This window comes from Bordetella genomosp. 12 (assembly GCF_002261355.1).
Classification (GTDB): Bacteria; Pseudomonadota; Gammaproteobacteria; order Burkholderiales; family Burkholderiaceae_B; genus Bordetella.
Genome location: NZ_NEVU01000002.1, coordinates 705,838 through 724,987, shown reverse-complemented (window position 1 = coordinate 724,987; position 19,150 = coordinate 705,838). Strand labels below are relative to the sequence as shown.

The following is a 19,150-nucleotide window of genomic DNA, read 5'->3' as shown; positions in this document are numbered from 1 at the left end:
TCGATCAATAATCGATTCGAAAAATTCTGCTTGCGGTGCAGTCAAGACTAGATTTAAGCTGCGCGAACTTAATTATCAATAATATTATTGAGGCGATCATGAGCGAAAAGAAGCCATCCCCGGATAGCGGGCTTTCCAAGGGACTGACCAATTACGGCGATAGCGGCTTCTCGCTGTTTTTGCGCAAGGCCTTCATCAAGGGCGCGGGCTACACCGACGACGCGCTCTCGCGGCCGGTGATCGGCATCGTCAATACCGGCAGCGGCTACAACCCCTGTCACGGCAATGCCCCCCAACTGATCGAAGCCGTCAAACGCGGCGTCATGCTGGCCGGCGGCCTGCCGGTGGACTTTCCCACGATCTCCGTGCACGAGAGTTTCTCCCAGCCCACCAGCATGTATTTGCGCAACCTCATGTCGATGGACACCGAGGAAATGATCCGGGCTCAGCCCATGGATGCCGTGGTGCTGATCGGCGGCTGCGACAAGACCGTCCCGGCGCAATTGATGGGTGCGGCCTCGGCCGGCGTGCCCGCCATCCAACTGGTCACGGGCTCCATGCTCACCGGCGCGCATCGGGGCGAGCGCGTCGGCGCCTGTACCGATTGCCGCCGCTACTGGGGCCGCTACCGGGCCGAGGAGATCGACGCCGAGGATATCGCCGAGGTCAACAACAAGCTGGTGGCCAGCGTGGGCACCTGCTCGGTGATGGGTACGGCCAGCACCATGGCCTGCCTGACCGAAGCCATGGGCATGATGATCACCGGCGGCGCCTCGGCGCCGGCCGTCACCGCCGATCGTGTGCGCGTGGCCGAACAGACCGGCGCGACCGCCGTGGCCATGGCCGCCGCGCGCCTGACCCCGCAGCAGATCATCACCGGCAAGTCCATCGAGAACGCCCTGCGCGTGCTGCTGGCCATCGGCGGCTCGACCAATGGCATCGTGCACCTGACCGCCATCGCCGGGCGCCTGGGCATCGAAATCGATCTGGCCGGGCTGGACCGCATGAGCCGCGAAACGCCTGTGCTGGTCGACCTCAAACCTTCGGGCCAGCACTACATGGAAGACTTCCACAAAGCCGGCGGCATGCCCGCCCTGCTGCGTGAACTGGCCCCCTTGCTGCATCTGGATGCCCTGACGGTCTCGGGGCGCACCCTGGGCGAGGAACTGCAGGCCGCGCCCGCGCCCTTCGCGCAGGATGTCATTCGGCCGCGCAGCGCGCCCATTTATCCCGCGGGCGGCCTGGCCGTGTTGCGCGGCAATCTGGCGCCGGGCGGGGCCATCATCAAACAATCCGCAGCCAATCCGGATCTCATGGAACACGAGGGCCGCGCCGTGGTGTTCGAGGATGCGGCCGATATGGCGCGGCGCATCGATGACGAAGACCTCGACGTGCGCGCCGATGACGTGCTGGTGCTCAAGCGCATCGGCCCGACGGGAGCGCCCGGCATGCCAGAGGCCGGATATATGCCCATCCCCAAAAAACTGGCACGCGCCGGGGTCAAGGACATGGTGCGCGTCTCCGATGGGCGCATGAGCGGCACGGCCGCCGGCACCATCGTGCTGCACGTCACGCCGGAGGCCGCCGTTGGCGGGCCGCTGGCCTATGTGTGCAACGGCGACCGCATCAAACTGTCGCTGCGCGAGCGGCTGATCGAGCTGCAGGTCAGCGCCGAAGAGCTCGCCCGCCGCGCCGCCGAGGCGCCGCAGACACGGCCCCAGGCCGAGCGCGGCTATCGTAAGCTCTTTTTGCAAAGCGTCACGCAGGCCGACCAGGGGGTCGATTTCGATTTCCTGCGCGCCGCGGACATGACTCAGAAGGTTCCCGATCGATGATGACCCTGCTTGCCGAGCCGGCCGCCTTTACGGCCGATAGCGCCCGCGATGCCCTCGAAGAGGACATCGTGCTGGGCCGCCTGCATCCCCGCCAGCGCCTGACCGAAGACGAGTTGATGGCCCGCTTCGGGCTCAAGCGCCACGCGGTGCGCAATGTGCTGGCGAACCTGGAGCTCATGGGCGCGGTGCAACGCAAGCGCAATATCGGTGCGGAGGTGCGCGCTTTCCAGGCCGCGGAAGTGGTCGAGCTGTACGCCTTGCGCGAATTACTGGAAACGCGCGCGGCCGCGCAGATTCCCCTGCCCGTGCCGGCGCAAAGTCTGCAGGAACTCATCGGCATCCAGCGCGAGCACGACGCGGCCGTCAGTCTGGGCGATGCCCGCGCCGTGTTCCGCAGTAATCAGCGTTTTCATCGTGCGCTGTTTGCCCTGACGCGCAACCCAGTCCTTGAGCAGGCCATCGAAGAATACGCACGCCGCACCCACCCGATCCGCTTCGGCACGCTGGCGCAGGCCAGTTATCGCGAACGCGCCCGGCAGGAACACTGGGCCATGATCGAAGCCTTGCGCGAGGGCAATCGCGCGGCGCTGACCGACATCTGCGCGCGCCACCTGATCCCGTCGCGCGACGCCTATCTGGCGGCCGAGCGCGCCCGCCACGGTGTGGCGCCCGAGCCGGCCTAACGGCGCCGGGCGCGCGCAGGCGCATGCCCGCGCAGCAGCTCGACCAGCGCCTGAGCGGCCGGCGACAGGCTGCGCTGACGCGCCGTGACCAGGCCGATGGAGCGTTCTGCCACCGGACCGATCAGGGGCCGCTCGATCAGACCTTGATGCGCCACGGCATGCGCGGCGATCTCCGGCAGCGCCGCCACGCCAAAGCCGCACTCCACCATGGCCACGATGGTGGCCAGATGTTCGGCCTCGAAAGCCGGCTGGAAACGCACGCGATTCTGCAGAAAAGCCCATTCGGTGTACTGACGCACGCTGCTGGGCTGCACCATCGAAACATGAGCCGCGTCCACCGTCTCCAGCCAGCGCACGGGCGCGCGCGAGCGCGCCAGGGGATGATCCGGCGGCACCAGCAGAATGAAACTATCCGACATCAGCGCCTCGTAATGCAGGTCGGCCTGCTGCGGGTCGGCGGCCGTCAGGGCGAAGTCCACCTCGCCGCCGCGCACCAGATCGAACGCCGGCCCCGACAGCACGTCGTGCACCTTGAGCGCCACGCCGGGATGGGCCTTGCGATACGCCATGAGCACGCGCGGCAGCAACCGGGCCGCCAGCGACGGCAGGGCCGCGACGGCCACCTGCCCCTGATCGGCACGTGCGATGCCGCCCACCGCGTCGATGGCCTCGCGAAAGGCAACCTGCAAATTGGCCGCCTGCTGCAGAAACACCTGCCCGGCCGCCGTCAGGCGCACGCTGCGCGTACTGCGGTCGAACAGGCGCACCCCCAGCGTTTCCTCGATGCGCAGCACCTGGGTCGACAGCGCCGACTGCGACAAATGCAAGTGCGCCGCGGCCTGCCGGAAGTTCAGCATGCGGCCCAGCACCAGCACGGTGTCGATATCCCGCATCGACAGGTTGATGGCCATCCCACTTTCCTTATTGATCGACAATATCGATCATTCTATTTAAAAAATCTGATTCATCAATCAAAAGCCTTTGCCTACACTGCCTGACATCCCAACCCGGAAGTCCGCAGCATGAATGCAAGCCTTTATTCCGCCCTGGCGCGTCCCGCCACTTCGCATGTCGTCGTGGTCGGCGGCGGCACCATGGGCGCCGACGTGGCCGTGGTGCTGGCCCGCGCCCAATGCCGATGCACCGTCATCGAACCCGACGCCGGCCGCGCCGCCGCCCTGCCCGGCCGTGTGCAGCAAAATCTCGCCGCCCTGCCGGGCGCGGCGCAGACCGGACCGGTATCGGTCGTGCCCGCCCTGACTGACGTCGATTGGCGCAGCGTGGGCCTGGTCATCGAGTGCATTCCCGAGCGGCTGGCGCTCAAGCAGGCGCTGTTTGCCGAACTCGAAGCGCTCGCCGATGCGCACACCATCCTGGCCAGCAACAGCTCGAGCTTTCCGATCAGCGCCATCGGCGCGGGACTGCGCACACGCGGGCGCATGCTGGGCTTGCATTTCTTCATGCCCGCGCATCTGGTGCCCTTGGTCGAAGTCGTGTTGTGCGAGGCCAGCGACGCGGCCGCCGCCGACGCCCTGTTTGCTTTCATGCGGCGCTGCGGCATGGTGCCGGTGCGCGTGGCCCGCGATCTGCCGGGTTTTCTGGCCAACCGCCTGCAACATGCGCTGTCGCGCGAGGCCTTCGCCCTCATCGACCAGGGCATCGCCTCGCCCGAGGACGTCGACAACGCGGTACGCTTTGGCTTTGGCTTCCGCTTTCTGGCCGCCGGCCCCGTCATGCAACGCGACCATGCCGGCATCGACGTGCACGCCGCCGCGGGCGCCACCATGTATCCCACGTTCTGCAACGACGCGCAGCCGGCGCGCTGCCTGACCGAGCGCGCGGCCGACGGCCGCCACGGAATGAAGGCCGGCGCGGGCTTTTACACCTGGACACCGGAGGCCATCGCCGCCGAGCGCCAACGCTACGACACGCTGTTGCGCGCCGGACTGGAACTGCTGTCGAACGAACTCCCGGAGATCGAACCGTGACACTGCTGGCCGATTCACCCCTGATCATTACCGTGGCGCCCAACGGTGCCTACAAAACGGCGCAGGACCACCCGGCCGTGCCCATGACGCCGGACGCGCTGGCCGCCGAGGCGCGCGCCTGCCTGGACGCCGGCGCGGCCATGATGCACATGCATGTACGCACGCCCGAAGGCAAGCACTCGCTCGATGTGCAGGCCTATCGCGATGCCCTGGCCGCGGTCGAGCGCGCCGTGGGCCGCGAGATGCTGGTGCAGGTCACCAGCGAAGCGGCCGGCGTCTACCAGGCCGGGCAGCAGATGGCCATGGTGCGCGAACTCAAGCCGCAGGCGGTTTCCATCGGGCTGCGCGAGATCGCGGTGCCCGACATCAGCGAGCATGAGCTGGCGGCCTTCTTCGCCTGGATCGCCGCCGAACGCATCATGACGCAGATCATCCTCTATAGCGCCGAGGATCTGGCTCGCTGGCAGGATTTCCGCGCCCGCGGCCTGGTGCCGCAAGGCTGCTGGGCCCTGCTCTACGTGCTGGGCCGCTACGTGGCCGGCCAGCAGTCCTCGCCGCAGGATCTGCTGCCTTTCCTGCAGATCAGCGGCCAGACCTTGCCCTGGGCCATCTGCGCCTTCGGCCGCCAGGAAAATGCCTGCGTCACGACGGCCGCGGCCCTGGGCGGGCATATGCGCGTGGGATTTGAAAACAATCTGCTGCTCAGCGACGGCCGCGTCGCGCCCGGCAACAGCGCGCTGGTGCGCCAGGCCGCCGAAGGCGCACGGGTGCTGGGCCGGCCGCTGGCCAACGCCGCCCAGGCGCGCGCCATCTACGGCGCGCTGGGGTAAGCGCGCATCAAGGCTGGAACGGCAGCGGGTCGATGGGCGGCGCCATGCCGTTCATCAAGGTGCCCAGCAACGCCGCGCTGCCGCAGGCCAGCGTAAAGCCCAACGCCCCCTGGCCGATGTTGAGCCACAGGTTATCGGCCACGCGCGTACGCCCGATCAGGGGCTTGCCGGTCGGCGTGGCCGGCCGTAATCCGGCCCAGGCCCGCGCCTGGCTCAAGTCCAGCGCCGGAAAGGCCTGGGCAACCTGCTGCTTGAGCAGCGCGATACGGTCAGGATCGATGCCGCGGTCGTGGCTGCCGATGTCCACCATGGCGGCCACCCGCAAGGTCGAGCCCAGGCGGGCATAGACAATACGGCGCTCGTAATCGGTCACGCTGATCGCCGGTGCGCTCGTATCGCCGGGCGTCAATGGCAGGGTCAGGCTGTAGCCCTTCAAGGGGTAGAGCGGCACATCCTGCCCCAGCGGCCGCAGCAGATCCCGGGTGCCTACCCCCGTGGCCAACACCACCGCGTCGGCCCCGATATCGCCTTGCTCGGTCCGCACCGCCACCACGCGCCGGCCTTCGGTCCACAGGCTGCGGACCCGGGTGTTCATCAGACATTGCGCGTTGCCATGCGCTTGCAACCGCTCGTAGAGCGCCAGCGTGAATTGATGGCAGTCTCCCGCCTCTTCGCTCGGGGTATAGATGGCGCCCGCCAGGCTGGATCCCATGCCCGCCAGCGCCGGCTCCAAGGCCAGGGTGGCCGCGGCATCCAGCACCTGCTGCTCGGCGCCCAGGCTGGCCTGATAGGCCGCCAGCTTGCGCGCTTTGTCCAGCAGCTCGGCGCTGCGGTAGGCAATCAGCTTGCCATTACGCAAATGGCCGAATGCCAGCGATTCCTGCGCCAGCAGACGATGCAGGACGTCACGGCTGAGGTAGGACAGGCTTTGCAGTTGCGCGGTGGAGCGGCGCGCTGTCGCGGCATTGCAGGCCAGCGCGAACTGCAGGCACCAACGCCATTGATGCGGATCCAGGCGCGGCACAAAGCGCAGCGGCGAGTCGGCGCGTAGCAGCCAACCCGGCACGCTGGGCAGCACCCCGGGGCCGGCCAGGGGCGCGACATAGCTATAGCTCAGTTGCCCGCCGTTGGCGTAGCTGGACACCTCGGCCGGCTGGGCCTGGCTGTCGACCAGCACCACCTCATGGCCTTCGCGCGCCAGAAAATAGGCCGTCGTCACACCGATGACCCCGGCACCAATCACACATACGCGCATACGCCCGCAACCCGGAAAAGAAAGACAACGCTCGATTCTGCAAGGCTGCCAGGCCGGCGGCAAATGCCTATGCGGCGGGCAGCCATAACCAAAGGTTTGGTCGGCCCGGCCGGCAGCGCTCAGGCGGCGCGATGCAATCGGATGATGGCCGCCCCCGTAGGCGGCGCCACCAGATCGGCCAGGGTATGGCGGTCCAGGCTCTCGTAGAAGATCTGCAGGCTGTCGTTCAGCACCCCCGCCAGGCGGCATGCGCCCTGCAGCGCACAGGGCGGATCACCGCAATCCACCAGCCCGGCCTGGTGCTCCAACACCCGCAACAATTGCCCCAGGCGGTAGGTCTGCGCGGGCCGGGCCAGCGCCAGGCCGCCGCCCTTGCCGCGCGTGGCGGCCACCCACCCCTGTTGCGACATGAAATGCACCACTTTCACCAGATGGTTGCGCGAGATGGCGAAGCGCTCGGCGATCTCCGGGATGGTCACGGGTTGGGCGCGCGCCCGGCATTGCGTCAGATACATCAGGACGCGCAGGCCAAAATCGGAGAAACGGGTCAGTTGCATGGCGTAGGGGAAGAGTCAGTGCTAACAGCCCGGGCCGCCGGTGCCGAAAGCCTCGGCGTGGATGCGCCCGGCCGGTACGCCCAGCGCGCTCAGCGCTTCGTGTTGCGCCCGCATGAAAGGCAGCGGGCCACAGAGATAGTAATCGGCCTCGGGCAACACCGCGTCGTGCGCGATGCGCTGCCAATCCACACGGCCCGCATGGTCGTAGTCCACTCCCAGGCGATCGCGCTCGCCCACCTGCTCGTAGAAGACGTGGCGCCGCACATTGGCATGGCGACCGGCGGCCTGCGCCACCTCATCGCGCATGGCGTGCACCGCCGCACTGCGGCAGGCGTGGATAAACCGCAATTCGCGCGCCGGCCCGCCCTCCTGCTGGCGTTGCAGCAGCGTGTTGAGCATGGCCATCATGGGCGTGATGCCCACGCCCGCCGACACCATCACGACCGGCGTGCCCGCCTCGACATCGAGCACGAAATCGCCCTGGGGCGGGGCGACATCCAGCACGTCGCCTTCCTGGATGTCGTCGTGCAGGCGGTTGGACACGCGCCCGGCTGGCCCGCTGCCGGCCGCCTCACGCTTGACCGAGATGCGCAGGCTGCGCTTGCCGGGCGCATCCGACAGGCTGTATTGGCGCGGCTGCATCAAGCCCAGCTCCGGGATATACAAGCGCACCGACAGATACTGGCCCGGCAGAAAATCCGGCAGCGGCCCGCCATCGGCAGGCCGCAGATAGAACGACGTGATCTCCGCGCTTTCGGGGACTTTGCCCACCACCTTGAAGCCGCGCCAGCCCGTCCAGCCGCCCGCTTTGGCGGCCGAAGCGGCGTACAGCTGCGACTCGAGCGCGATCAGCACATCGGCCAACTGGCCGTAGGCGGCCGCCCAGGCGTGGATCAAGGCCTCGCTGGCGGCCTCGCCCAACACCTCGCGGATCGACGCCAGCAGATGCTTGCCGACGATGGCGTAATGCTCGGGACGTATGCCCAGGCTGACATGCTTGTGGGCGATGCGCTCGAGCACCGGCCCAAGCACGGAAGGATCGTCGATGTGCTCGGCGTAGGCCGCCACCGCCAGGGCCAGCGCCTGCTGCTGCTGACCGCTTTGCTGATGCCCCTGGTTGAAGACCTGTTTGAGTTCCGGATTGCCCTCGAACATGCGGGCGTAGAAATGGCGCGTCAACGCTTCGCCATGGGTTTTCAGGACAGGGGCCGTGGACTTGACCAGTTCACGGACGGTGACGCTCAACATAGCTTGCTCCTCGGGAATACCAGCGTGGCTGGCTTAAACATGTATTTATTCTACATCTTTTAAAAGCGGCCTCAACTTGCGGCCTGGGCGCGGGCGCGGTTAAAACACGGGCTTTGCAGCAACCCTCAAGGATTCCGCCATGAGCACCACCACGCTCAAGACCACTCTCTCCGACGCCATGAAGCAGGCGATGCGCGACAAAGACAGCGCCCGCCTGGGCACCCTGCGCTTTCTGCTGGCGGCCATCAAGCAGAAGGAAGTCGATGAGCGCCGCGACGTCAGCGACGCCGAGATCACCGCCATCATCGAGAAGCAAGTCAAGCAGCGCCGGGAATCCATTGCCGCGTTCGAGTCGGCTGGCCGCAGCGAAACTGCTGACCAGGAAAAAGCCGAAGTCCTCGTGCTGCAGGAGTTTCTTCCGCAGGCCGCCAGCGCCGATGAGGTCGAAGCCGTGGTGGCCGCCGCGGTTGCCGAAGTGCAGGCTCAGGGTGTCACCGGCCCGGCGGCCATGGGCAAGATCATGGCCATCGTCAAGCCGGCCCTGGCCGGCCGCGCCGACATGTCCTTGATCTCGCAACAGATCAAGGCGCGCCTGGCCTGAGCGGCGTTCCGCTAGAAAGCGCCGCCGAACAGGTCTGGCTGGCGCGCGCTGTCCAGCGGATCCGCGAAATTGCTCATGCCCACGCCCGCCAGCCGATAGCGCGTGTGGGCGGGCAGCTCGACGCGGTCGCACAGCAGCCGCGCGATGGCGGCCAATGCCTGCGCCGAGGACGGCGGCTGCAATAGCGTCTGGCTGCGGGTCAGGATGCGAAAGCGATCGGTCTTGAGCTTGAGGACCACGGTACGCCCCAACTGCCCCTTCTTGCGCGCCTGCTCCCAGACACGCAGCGCCAGGCGCTCCAGCGTCTCGTCCAATTGCGGCAAGAGCAGATCACGCTCGAAGGTGGTCTCGGCCGACACCTGCTGCAAAGGTTGATCGGGCTGCACCTCACGCTCGTCCAGGCCGCGCGCCAGCTCGTAGAGCCGCCGGCCATAGCGCCCGAAATGATGTTCGAGTTCGGCCAGGCCATGGGTGGCCAGCTCGCCCACCGTCTCGATGCCCAGGGCCTGCAGACGCGCCTGGGTGACCTTGCCCACGCCCGGCACCTTGCGCACCGGCAAGGGTTCGAGAAAGGCCAGCACCCTGGAGGGACGCACCACGAACAGGCCGTCCGGCTTGTTCCAGTCGGAGGCGATCTTGGCCAGAAACTTGTTGGGCGCCACGCCCGCTGACGCGGTCAGGCCGGTTTCCTGGCGGATCTGGCTGCGGATGACTTCGGCCACGGCCGTCGCCGACGGCAGGCCCTGCTTGTTGACCGTGACATCCAGATAGGCTTCGTCCAGCGACAGCGGTTCGATCAGGTCGGTATGGCGGGCGAAGATCTCGCGCACCTGCCTGGACACGGCCCGATAGCGATTGAAGTCCGGCGGCACGTAGACGGCATCCGGGCACAGCCGCTGCGCGCGCGACACCGCCATGGCGGAGTGCACGCCGAAAGGCCGGGCCTCATAGGAGGCGGCACAGACGACGGAGCGCGCGCCAGTCCAGGCCACGATGACCGGCAGCCCCTTCAACTCGGGCCGGTCGCGTTGCTCGACAGACGCATAAAAGGCGTCCATGTCGATATGCACGATTTTGCGGGTCGGGTCGGTCATCACCTGCGGCGGCCCGTTGCCGGCCCGCCCGAACTACTGGATAAATATACGGTAGCGCTATTATGACCGAGACTGACCACCCTGGGGACAGCAGCCTGGGGCCAGGCGGGGTTTCGCGCTACAGTGCGAGGTTTCTCGGCATCCCTGGCCCGACGGGCCCTCAGCTACCCATGACGCAACAGAACACAACAGCACGCGCGCCCACGGATTACTTCGGCCTGGAGATTCCCCTCATGGACTACCTCGGGTTGATTCCCGAATCCATCACGGACGGCGTGGCCCGCTGCCGCCTGCCCTGGCGGCGCGAACTGACCAACAGCCGCGGCCATGTCCATGGCGGCACGATGATGAGTGTGCTGGATTTCACCTTGAGCGCCGCGGCGCGCGGCCATCAGGCCAACATCGGCATGGCCACCATCGACATGACCACGAGCTTCCTCGCGCCGGGGATGGGCGATCTGGTGGTCGAGGCGCGCTGCCTGCGCAAGGGCAGCTCCATCGCCTTCTGCGAAGGCGAGATCCGCGACGAGAAGGATCAACTGGTGGCCAAGGCCTCGGCGACCTTCAAGCTGGTCGCCCAGCGGCCCGGCAGCGATTGAGTCCAATGCGGCCGGGCCGCGCGTTCAGCGCGGCTGCGGCCGCTTCCAGACCTCTTCCTTGGTCTGCGGATCGCCGGGCATGTAGGCCACGCACGAAGGCACGCCAAAGGTGATGGCTTCCTTCATGGCGCGCATCGCATCGGTGTTCCAGATGCTGCGCCCCCACATATTGATGTGTACGGCCGAGGAGGCCGGCCCCGTGGATTGGATTTCCACGCGCGTCATCTCGTTATCGCCAAACGGCGTGAGCACGCGCAGGGTGGCCGACCGCTCGTCGAGCCGGCCATCGACCCGGTAGCCGCCCTGGCCGACCAGGCAACGCTCGGCCTGGGCCACGGCGGCCTCATAGGCGGCCTTGACCGGCACTTGGGCCTGCATTTCTTCCGACAGCGCGCCGCCGTTGGGCCCGGACCCGACCGCGCACCCGGCCAGGGCCAGGACCGCTGCGGCAAGAGGGATGGCTTTGTACATGATTCCTCCATAGACTGCGCGGGATTATCCCGCATTCGCGCCGGTTCGACACCTGCCCGAGGCCTGTGGCATGATCGAAGGCTCCAGGCGCGGCGTTTCGCAGCGGATGCCGCGCCCGCATTCCGGAGGTCATCTTGCTCAAAATTCTCTCCCGCACCCTCCTGGCCGCCGGCCTGATCGGCGCCAGCCTGGGCGCCGCGGCGCAGCAGCCCCCGCGCCAATATCCCCTCAAGGATTTCTTCCGCAACCCGGACAAGGGCTTTTTCCGCCTGGCCGACGACGGCAAGACCCTGGGCTTCATGCAGCCGGTGAGCATCGACGGCAGCCCGCCGCGCATGAATATCTATGTGCAACCGCTGGCCGATGGCCAACCGCAGGGCCAGGCGCGCAAACTCACCAGCGAAAGCGCGCGCGACATCAGCAATTTCTTCTGGAAAGGGTCGCACACCGTCCTCTACCAGAAGGATTTCGGCGGCGACGAGAACTTCCATGTCGTGGCCGTGGATATCAATAATGGCAAGGTCACCGACCTCACGCCCTTCGAGGGCGTGCGCGCCGGCATCGAGGATGACTTGCCCGACGATCCGGATCACATCCTGATTTCGCACAACCAGCGCGATCCGCAGATCTTCGACGTCTACCGCGTCAACGTACACACCGGCCAGGCCACGCGCGTGGCCGAGAACCCCGGCAACGTCGTGGGCTGGCAGACCGACCATCACGGCCGGGTGCGCGCGGCCGTCACCAGCGATGGCCTGAACACCACCCTGCTCTATCGCGACGACGAACAATCGCCGTTCCGCCCTATCATCACGACCGACTACCGCACCAGCGTCAGCCCGTCGTTCTTCACCTTCGACGACAAGAAACTTTACGCGCTGTCCAATCGCGGCCGCGACCGCCTGGCCCTGGTCGTGATCGACCCGGCCAGCCCCGATGCCGAAGAAAAGATCTTCGAAGCCGACACGGTGGATCTGGACGCGGCCGGTTTTTCGCGCAAGCGCAAAGTGCTGACGCTGGCGGCCTATCAGACCGACAAGCCGCAGTACCGTTTCTTCGATGAAGACACCCGCAAGCTGTTCGACAAGCTCAAGCAGCACCTGCCGGGCTACGAGTTCGCGCTGCAAAGCTGGAATCTCGCCGAAGACACCTTCATCGTCGCGGCCTACAACGACCGTACGCCGGGCGTGCGTTATCTCTACGACGCGACCCACGACAAACTGCATGAGCTGGCCGTCATCAACCCTGCGCTGCCGGAGGCCGACATGGCCATCGTCAAGCCGATTCAGTACACCTCGCGCGACGGCCTGACCATCCACGGGTATCTGACGCTGCCCAAAGGGCGCGACCCCAAAAACCTGGCTTGCATCGTCAATCCCCACGGCGGTCCCTGGGCGCGCGACGGCTGGGGCTACAACCCCGAAGTCCAGTTCCTGGCCAACCGGGGCTTCTGCATCCTGCAGATGAACTTCCGCGGCTCGACCGGCTACGGCCGCCAGTTCTGGGAAGCCAGCTTCGGGCAATGGGGCCTGGCCATGCAGGATGACATCACGGACGGCGTGAAGTGGTTGATCGACCAGGGCATCGCCGACCCCAAGCGCATCGGTATCTATGGCGGCAGCTATGGCGGCTACGCCACCCTGGCCGGCATCACCTTCACGCCGGATCTGTATGCCGCCGCGGTCGATTATGTGGGGGTCTCCAACCTGTTCACCTTCATGCAGACGATTCCGCCCTACTGGAAACCCATGCTCGAAAAGATGCAGGACATGGTGGGCGACCCGGTGCGTGACAAAGCGCGTCTGACGGCCACGTCCCCGGCCCTGCATGTCGACCGCATCAAAACACCCTTGTTCATCGCTCAGGGCGCCAAGGATCCGCGCGTGAACAAGGCCGAAAGCGATCAGGTCGTCCAGGCGCTGCGCGACCGGGGCGTGGAGGTCGAATACATGGTCAAGGACAACGAAGGCCACGGTTTCCACAACGAAGAGGACAAGTTCGAGTTCTATTCGGCAATGGAAAAATTCTTCGTCGATCACCTCAAGCCCTGATCCGGCCGGCGCGCCGGCGTTACACTCGCGGGACGCTGCCGGTAAGGCCGCGTCCCTTTTTTTCAGCTCTGCGCCAGCCCCCGCGGCCGTCCGCCTGGCCGCCATGTTTGGTTACGGAAACCTTTGGCCCCTCGGGCTGGTCTATGCGGTTCTGCCCTAGAATCGGCTCCGATGAATCACGCACCGCAATCCCAGGACCGCCCGGCCAAGGCCGGCGGCAAACGACGTCTCCTCATACAAGCCGGCATCGCCGCCGGCGGCTTGGCGCTATCCGGCCTCATCGTCCTGGGGCTGGCCCTGGCCATGGCCTGGCCCAGCCTGCCGGAACTGCACGCCATGACGGATTACCGTCCGCGCGTGCCGCTGCGCGTCTACACGGCCGACAAAGTGCTCATCGGCGAATTCGGTGAAGAACACCGCAATGTGCTGCGCTTTGACGAGATTCCGGAAGTCATGCGCCATGCGGTGCTGGCCGCCGAGGACGACCGCTTCTATGAACACAGCGGCATAGACTGGACGGGCGTATTGCGCGCGGGCCTGACCAATCTGGTCAAGATGTCCAAGACGCAGGGCGCCAGCACCATCACCATGCAGGTGGCGCGCAATTTTTATCTGTCGTCCGAAAAAACCTATTCCCGCAAGTTCTACGAACTGCTGCTCACCTACAAGATCGAGTCTGAGCTCACCAAGGACCAGATCCTCGAGCTCTACATGAACCAGATCTACCTGGGGCATCGCGCGTATGGTTTTGCCGCCGCGGCGCGCACGTATTTCGGCAAGGCCCTGGCGGATGTCACGCCGGCCGAAGCCGCCATGCTGGCCGGTATCCCGAAAGCCCCCTCGCGCTCCAACCCTTTGTCGAACTTCGATCGCGCCAAGGCGCGGCAAGGGTATGTGCTGGGCCGCATGCAGGCGCTGGGCTTTCTCACGCCCGAACAGGTCGCGGCCGCGCGTGCCGAGAAGATCTCCGTGCGCGGCGCCGAAGGCGGCGCCTCGCACGGCTACGCGGTACGCGGTGAATACCCCGCCGAACTGGCCCGTCAATTGATGTATGGGGTCTACAAGGAAGACGCCTACACGCGGGGCATCGACGTCTACACCACCATCGACTCCAAAGCCCAGCAGGCAGCCTACCGCGCCGTGCGTGACGGCGTGCTCGATTACACCCGCCGCGCGCCCTACCCCGGCCCGGAAGGCCAGGTCGATCTGCCCGATGGCATCGAAGGCGACGCCCAGGCCTTCGATGAATTGCTCGACGGCGTCCAGGAAGAACATCCCGACAGCGACGGCCTGTACGCCGGCGTGGTGCTGGCGGCCAGCCCCACGGAAGTGAAGGTTGCGCGCAGCAGCAACGATATCGTCACCGTCAACGACAAAAAGGCGCTGGCCGTCGTGGCGCGCGCCCTCAACCCCAAGGCCGCCGCCGACCTGCGCCTGCAGCGCGGCTCGGTCGTGTATCTGCACAAAAATGACGACGGCTGGGAGATCATCAACATGCCCGCGCTGCAGGCGGCCCTGGTGTCGTTGCGGCCCCAGGATGGCGCCATCCGCGCCATGGTGGGCGGCTTCGATTATTTCCGGGGCGCATTCAACCGCGTCACCCAGGCCTGGCGCCAGCCCGGTTCGACCATCAAGCCCTTCATCTACGCCGCCGCGCTGGAACGCGGTTTCACGCCGGGCACGCAGATTTCCGATCAGCCGTTCATGATGACGGCCGCGCAGACCGGATCGCGCGATTGGCAGCCCAAGAACGACAACAATCAGTACGAACCCATGCTGACCTTGCGCGAAGGGCTCTACCGATCCAAGAACATGGTGTCGATCCGGCTGCTGCAGGCCATCACGCCGCAGTATGGGCAAGACTATCTGACCCGATTCGGTTTCGATCGCGACCGCTGGCCCGCCGTGCTGCCCATCGCTTTGGGCGCGGGCGCGGCCACCCCCCTGCAAGTGGCCAATGCCTACAGCGTCTTTGCCAATGGCGGCTACCGGCTCACGCCTTTTCTGATCGATCGTGTCACCGACCGTTCGGGCAAGGTGCTGATGCAGGCCAAACCGGACGTCGCCGGCGACGAGGCCGTGCGCGCCATCGATCCGCGCACCGCCTGGGTCATGGACGACATCATGCACGACACCACGGTCAAGGGCACGGCGGCACGGGTTTATCGCACGCTCAAGCGCAACGACCTCGCCGGCAAGACGGGCACCACCAATGGCTCGGTCGACGTCTGGTTCTCCGGCTACAACCGCGATATGGTCACCACGGTCTGGATGGGCTTTGACCAGCCGCGCAGTCTGGGCAGCAATGAGTTCGGCAGCGGCCTGGCGCTGACCACCTGGCTGGACTACGCCAGCCCCATGCTCAAGGGCGTGGCCGAGACCCCTCGCCCGCCCCGGCCGCAAGGCCTGATCGCCGATAACGGCAACTACTACTTCAGCGAGTTTCCGCCCGGGCAGGCCGTTGCGGCGCTGGATCTCAGCACCGGGGATGCGTTGTCCGATTTCCTGAACAACTATCGCCCCGCCGACGATAGCGACACGCGCGTGCGCCAGCCGGGCCAGTCCGCGCCCCCCCTGAGCATCCCGGTGCCGGCCGCGCCCCCGGCCGTCCATTCGACCTCGCAGGCCGGCCCGGCCGCCGCTTCGGCGGGCAACCTGGGCGCGGTCACGGCGCCGGGCGCCATCGCCGCGCGCCCTTTATAGCGGGGTTGCGCGCGCCGGCCTGGGCCAGAGGCTCAGGCTGCCCAGCTCCAGCAAGGTGAAATAACCGCCATCCTGCCAGCCGCCGGTGTCGATGTGATAGACATTGCCCAGGATGACCGGCTCGGGCACGGGCGTATGCCCGGCCACGACCGCGCGGACATTGGCCACGCCGCCGGCATCTGCCTGGCTCAGCCGGTCCCGCGACCACTGCGCCCGGGCGCGTGAACGCCGGCGATGGTCCCGCATCGCCTCGGCCAGGCGCGACCAATCGCGCACCGGGCTGTCCGCATGCAACAGGCCCACCACGCCCTGCGCCGTCTGCAGCGCGATCACCACGGGCAGCGCCTCATAGCGCGCCGCCAGCACCCGCTGGCGCTGCGCGGGCAGATCCAGGAACCATCCGCCCCCGTATCGGCGCCAGTTGTCGACATCGACCTGCCCGTTGCGGACATGCCGCACGGCCATATCCTCATGATTGCCCTGCACCGCGAAAAACCAGGGTTGGTCCAGCCAATCGGCGGCCGCCTCGCTGTCCGGCCCGCGATCGATCATGTCGCCCACGGAAAAAAGCCGGTCGCGAGCCGGGTCGAAGCCGAAAGCATCCAGCGCCTGCTGCAGGCGGTCGAAATGGCCGTGGATATCGCCCACGGCGAGATCCCGGCCCCGGGGGTTGGGGCCCAGCTGAAGAATCCCGCTGGCGTCGGGAAGATGACTGGCAAGCATGAAGGGAATTAAACCATTGCCCTGCCCAGGGCGGAAATCTTGAACTATGATCCTGCAAATAACTATTATTCCTGATTATCTTTCGGAATTTCTGCTCGCGCCATGCTCGCCGCCGCAAAAATCAAGACCTGGTACCTGATCCATAAATGGACCAGCCTGGTCTGCACCCTCTTCCTGTTCATCATCTGTGTGACCGGGCTGCCCCTCATCTTTCATGAGGAGATCGAGCATCTGTTCGACGAAGGCAAGCCCATCGTCGAGATGCCGGCCGACACGCCCATGGCCAGCCTGGACAAGATCGCCGCGACCGCCCGCGCGCAGTATCCCGATGAGCTGATCGATTATCTCTATCTGGATCCGGACGAACCCCAGGCCTATGTCGGCATGACGCCCGACCAGGCCAAGTCCACCGAGCGCGGGCATGCCGTGCGCGTGGACGTGCGCAGCGCCGAACTACTGCACGATGGCCCGCTCTACAGTGCCGACCGTTTTTCCTTCATGGGCATCATGCTGGCCCTGCACATGGATCTGTATGCCGGCCTGGCGGGTGAACTCTTTCTCGGCTTCATGGGCCTGCTGTTCTGCGTGGCCATCATCTCGGGCATCGTGCTGTACGGCCCCTTCATGAAGAAGCTCGAATTCGGCACGGTGCGCGCCGGCCGTTCGACCCGCATCAAATGGCTGGACCTGCACAATCTGCTCGGCGTGGTCACCCTGGTCTGGGCGTTTGTCGTCGGGCTGACCGGCGTCATCAATGAACTGTCCACGCCCCTGTTCCGTCTCTGGCAAGCCACCGAACTGACCGCCCTGCTGGAACCCTACCAAGGCAAGCCTGTGCCCAAGCAGCTGGCTTCGCCCCAGCTCGTGGCCGACAACGCGCTGGCGGCGCTGCCTGGCACCAAGATCACCTCCATGGCCTATCCCGGCAATCTTTACGGCAGTCCGCAGCACTTCACGGTCTGGATGCGGGGCGACACGCCGCTGACCTCCAAACTGCACACCCCGGTGCTGATCGACGGCACCACCGGCGAGCTGGCCAAGGTGGCGCAAATGCCGTGGTACCTGACGGCGCTGGAGGTCTCCCGGCCCCTGCATTTCGGCGACTATGGCGGCCTGCCCTTGAAAATCATCTGGGCCATCCTGGACCTCATCACCATCGTGGTGCTGGCCAGCGGCCTCTATCTCTGGATCGCGCGCCGCAAAACGACCGACGCGCGCGTGGCCGAACTCGTACGCAAACATCAGCAGGCCGCCGCGCCGCAAGGAAAACCCGCATGACACCCCGCCAACAATTCTGGTTCGTTTGGGGCGCGCCCATCTACCTCGGCCTGCTGGCGGTTTTCGGTCTGCTGGCCGCCCTGCTGGGCACGGGCCTGTGGCACTGGGCCTCCTGGGCCGCCTTGACCTGGCCCCTGCTGGTCATCGGCTGGTACTGGCTGCGGCCGCAAGACAAAAAAGCCCGCGCCTAGCGCGCCCTCTCAACGAACAAGCCCGCGCATGCGGGCTTGTTCGTCTGGCGCGGGTCAGCGCCGTGCCTCGGTAAAGCCCGCCACCGGATGCGGCACATAGGCCGACTCCAGACGCTCGATTTCCGCCGCGTCCAGCTTCAACGCCAAGGCCGCCTGCGCATCCTGCAGATGGCCCGCCCGGCTGGCGCCGATGATGGGCGCGGTCACGCCCGGCTGATGCAGCAGCCAGGCCAGCGCGACCTGCGCCCGCGGCACGCCGCGCGCGGCCGCCACATCCGCCACCGCCTGCACCACCAGGCGGTCCGACTCGGCGGTGGCACGGTAAATATTTTGCAGCACCTCGTCGCTCTCGGCCCGCTGGCTGCTCTCATCCCAATCCCGGGTGAGTTTGCCCCGCGCCAAGGGGCTCCAGGGCAGCACGCCTATCTTCTGGTCCGCGCACAAACCCAGCATCTCGCGCTCTTCTTCGCGGTACATCAGGTTGTAGTGGTTCTGCATGGTCACAAAGCGCGCCCAGCCTTTTTGCTCCGACAGAAACAGGGCCCGGGCAAATTGCCAGGCATGCATGGACGAAGCGCCGATGTACAAGGCCTTGCCCGCGCGGACGACATCGTTGAGCGCGTCCAGGGTTTCCTCGATGGGCGTCGCATAGTCCCAGCGGTGGATCTGATAGAGATCCACGTAGTCCGTGCCCAGCCGCGCCAGGCTGGCATCAATCTCGCGCATGATGGCCTTGCGCGACAAGCCGCCGCGATGCCCACCGACGGGAAAATACACTTTGGTGGCGATGACGACGTCCTCGCGCTTGACGAAATCGCACAAGGCACGCCCGACGATTTCTTCGCTGGAGCCATCCGAATAGCTGTTGGCCGTATCGAAAAAATTGATGCCCATGTCCAGCGCCTGGCGCAGCAGCGGCCGGCTTTGCGCCTCATCCAGCGTCCAGGCGTGCTTGCCCCGCTGCGGATCGCCGTAGGTCATGCAGCCCAGGCACAGCCGCGAGACCTTCACGCCGGTATTGCCCAATTTCACGTATTGCATGT

Annotated in this window: 18 protein-coding genes; 10 read left to right on the top strand and 8 right to left on the bottom strand. The window is 66.2% G+C overall.

Annotated elements, in window-relative coordinates; translation table 11 throughout:
* The first annotated feature begins 98 nt into the window (after positions 1-98).
* Together CAL22_RS08705 and CAL22_RS08700 are read left to right on the top strand one after the other, a co-directional pair.
* Complete coding sequence (locus tag CAL22_RS08705; protein WP_094812271.1) at positions 99-1,835, top strand: IlvD/Edd family dehydratase; 1,737 nt, start codon at positions 99-101, stop codon at positions 1,833-1,835.
* On the top strand, positions 1,835-2,518 hold the full coding sequence (locus CAL22_RS08700; protein WP_094813541.1) for a GntR family transcriptional regulator: 684 nt from the start codon (positions 1,835-1,837) through the stop codon (positions 2,516-2,518). The genes CAL22_RS08705 and CAL22_RS08700 overlap by 1 nt, the downstream gene beginning before the upstream one ends.
* Here the strand turns inward: CAL22_RS08700 and CAL22_RS08695 are convergent.
* The gene (locus tag CAL22_RS08695) at positions 2,515-3,429 is read right to left on the bottom strand and encodes a LysR family transcriptional regulator (protein WP_094812269.1); all 915 of its coding nucleotides are present in this window, start codon (positions 3,427-3,429) and stop codon (positions 2,515-2,517) included. The two genes, CAL22_RS08700 and CAL22_RS08695, sit on opposite strands and share 4 nt — an antisense overlap.
* Positions 3,430-3,540: 111 nt before the next feature.
* Between CAL22_RS08695 and CAL22_RS08690 the strand changes: the two genes are divergently transcribed.
* Both CAL22_RS08690 and CAL22_RS08685 read left to right on the top strand, forming a co-directional pair.
* On the top strand, positions 3,541-4,506 hold the full coding sequence (locus CAL22_RS08690; protein WP_094812267.1) for a 3-hydroxyacyl-CoA dehydrogenase family protein: 966 nt from the start codon (positions 3,541-3,543) through the stop codon (positions 4,504-4,506).
* The gene (locus CAL22_RS08685; protein WP_094812265.1) at positions 4,503-5,336 is read left to right on the top strand and encodes a 3-keto-5-aminohexanoate cleavage protein; all 834 of its coding nucleotides are present in this window, start codon (positions 4,503-4,505) and stop codon (positions 5,334-5,336) included. The genes CAL22_RS08690 and CAL22_RS08685 overlap by 4 nt, the downstream gene beginning before the upstream one ends.
* Positions 5,337-5,343: 7 nt before the next feature.
* Here the strand turns inward: CAL22_RS08685 and CAL22_RS08680 are convergent, their stop codons facing one another.
* The 3 genes from CAL22_RS08680 to hmpA all read right to left on the bottom strand — a co-directional run bounded on the left by CAL22_RS08680 (position 5,344) and on the right by hmpA (position 8,396).
* Entirely contained in the window at positions 5,344-6,591 is a 1,248-nt protein-coding gene (locus CAL22_RS08680) for a D-amino acid dehydrogenase (RefSeq protein WP_094812263.1), read from the bottom strand.
* Between the two features lie 119 nt (positions 6,592-6,710).
* The gene (locus CAL22_RS08675) at positions 6,711-7,148 is read right to left on the bottom strand and encodes an Rrf2 family transcriptional regulator (RefSeq protein WP_094812261.1); all 438 of its coding nucleotides are present in this window, start codon (positions 7,146-7,148) and stop codon (positions 6,711-6,713) included.
* Positions 7,149-7,169: 21 nt separating this feature from the next.
* Entirely contained in the window at positions 7,170-8,396 is a 1,227-nt protein-coding gene (hmpA, locus tag CAL22_RS08670) for an NO-inducible flavohemoprotein (protein ID WP_094812259.1), read from the bottom strand.
* 139 nt (positions 8,397-8,535) lie between these two features.
* Between hmpA and CAL22_RS08665 the strand changes: the two genes are divergently transcribed.
* On the top strand, positions 8,536-8,997 hold the full coding sequence (locus tag CAL22_RS08665; protein WP_094812257.1) for a GatB/YqeY domain-containing protein: 462 nt from the start codon (positions 8,536-8,538) through the stop codon (positions 8,995-8,997).
* Positions 8,998-9,008: 11 nt separating this feature from the next.
* On the opposite strand, the gene dinB is transcribed toward CAL22_RS08665, so the two are convergent.
* On the bottom strand, positions 9,009-10,091 hold the full coding sequence (dinB, locus tag CAL22_RS08660) for a DNA polymerase IV (RefSeq protein WP_094812255.1): 1,083 nt from the start codon (positions 10,089-10,091) through the stop codon (positions 9,009-9,011).
* A gap of 170 nt (positions 10,092-10,261) precedes the next feature.
* Here dinB and CAL22_RS08655 point away from each other — a divergent pair, with 170 nt between their 5' ends.
* Positions 10,262-10,690, top strand: a complete 429-nt coding sequence (locus tag CAL22_RS08655) for a PaaI family thioesterase (RefSeq protein ID WP_094812253.1) — start codon at positions 10,262-10,264, stop codon at positions 10,688-10,690.
* A gap of 24 nt (positions 10,691-10,714) precedes the next feature.
* Here CAL22_RS08655 and CAL22_RS08650 read toward each other — a convergent pair whose 3' ends face one another.
* The gene (locus tag CAL22_RS08650; RefSeq protein ID WP_094812251.1) at positions 10,715-11,161 is read right to left on the bottom strand and encodes a BPTD_2524 family lipoprotein; all 447 of its coding nucleotides are present in this window, start codon (positions 11,159-11,161) and stop codon (positions 10,715-10,717) included.
* A gap of 134 nt (positions 11,162-11,295) precedes the next feature.
* On the opposite strand from CAL22_RS08650, the gene CAL22_RS08645 reads away from it, so the two are divergent.
* Complete coding sequence (locus CAL22_RS08645; RefSeq protein WP_094812249.1) at positions 11,296-13,212, top strand: S9 family peptidase; 1,917 nt, start codon at positions 11,296-11,298, stop codon at positions 13,210-13,212.
* Positions 13,213-13,383: 171 nt separating this feature from the next.
* Positions 13,384-15,915 (top strand): penicillin-binding protein 1A, encoded by a 2,532-nt coding sequence (locus tag CAL22_RS08640; RefSeq protein ID WP_094812247.1) that lies wholly within the window; start codon positions 13,384-13,386, stop codon positions 15,913-15,915.
* Here CAL22_RS08640 and CAL22_RS08635 read toward each other — a convergent pair.
* Positions 15,910-16,638 carry a metallophosphoesterase gene (locus CAL22_RS08635; protein WP_208621936.1) on the bottom strand — a complete coding sequence of 243 codons (729 nt, stop codon included), beginning with the start codon at positions 16,636-16,638 and terminating at the stop codon, positions 15,910-15,912. The genes CAL22_RS08640 and CAL22_RS08635 overlap by 6 nt on opposite strands.
* A 102-nt stretch (positions 16,639-16,740) precedes the next feature.
* Here CAL22_RS08635 and CAL22_RS08630 point away from each other — a divergent pair, with 102 nt between their 5' ends.
* Both CAL22_RS08630 and CAL22_RS08625 read left to right on the top strand, forming a co-directional pair.
* The gene (locus CAL22_RS08630; protein ID WP_094812245.1) at positions 16,741-17,916 is read left to right on the top strand and encodes a PepSY-associated TM helix domain-containing protein; all 1,176 of its coding nucleotides are present in this window, start codon (positions 16,741-16,743) and stop codon (positions 17,914-17,916) included.
* On the top strand, positions 17,913-18,107 hold the full coding sequence (locus CAL22_RS08625) for a hypothetical protein (RefSeq protein ID WP_094812243.1): 195 nt from the start codon (positions 17,913-17,915) through the stop codon (positions 18,105-18,107). The genes CAL22_RS08630 and CAL22_RS08625 overlap by 4 nt, the downstream gene beginning before the upstream one ends.
* 54 nt (positions 18,108-18,161) lie before the next feature.
* Here CAL22_RS08625 and CAL22_RS08620 read toward each other — a convergent pair whose 3' ends face one another.
* Positions 18,162-19,148, bottom strand: a complete 987-nt coding sequence (locus tag CAL22_RS08620) for an aldo/keto reductase (RefSeq protein ID WP_094812241.1) — start codon at positions 19,146-19,148, stop codon at positions 18,162-18,164.
* Positions 19,149-19,150 lie beyond the last annotated feature (2 nt).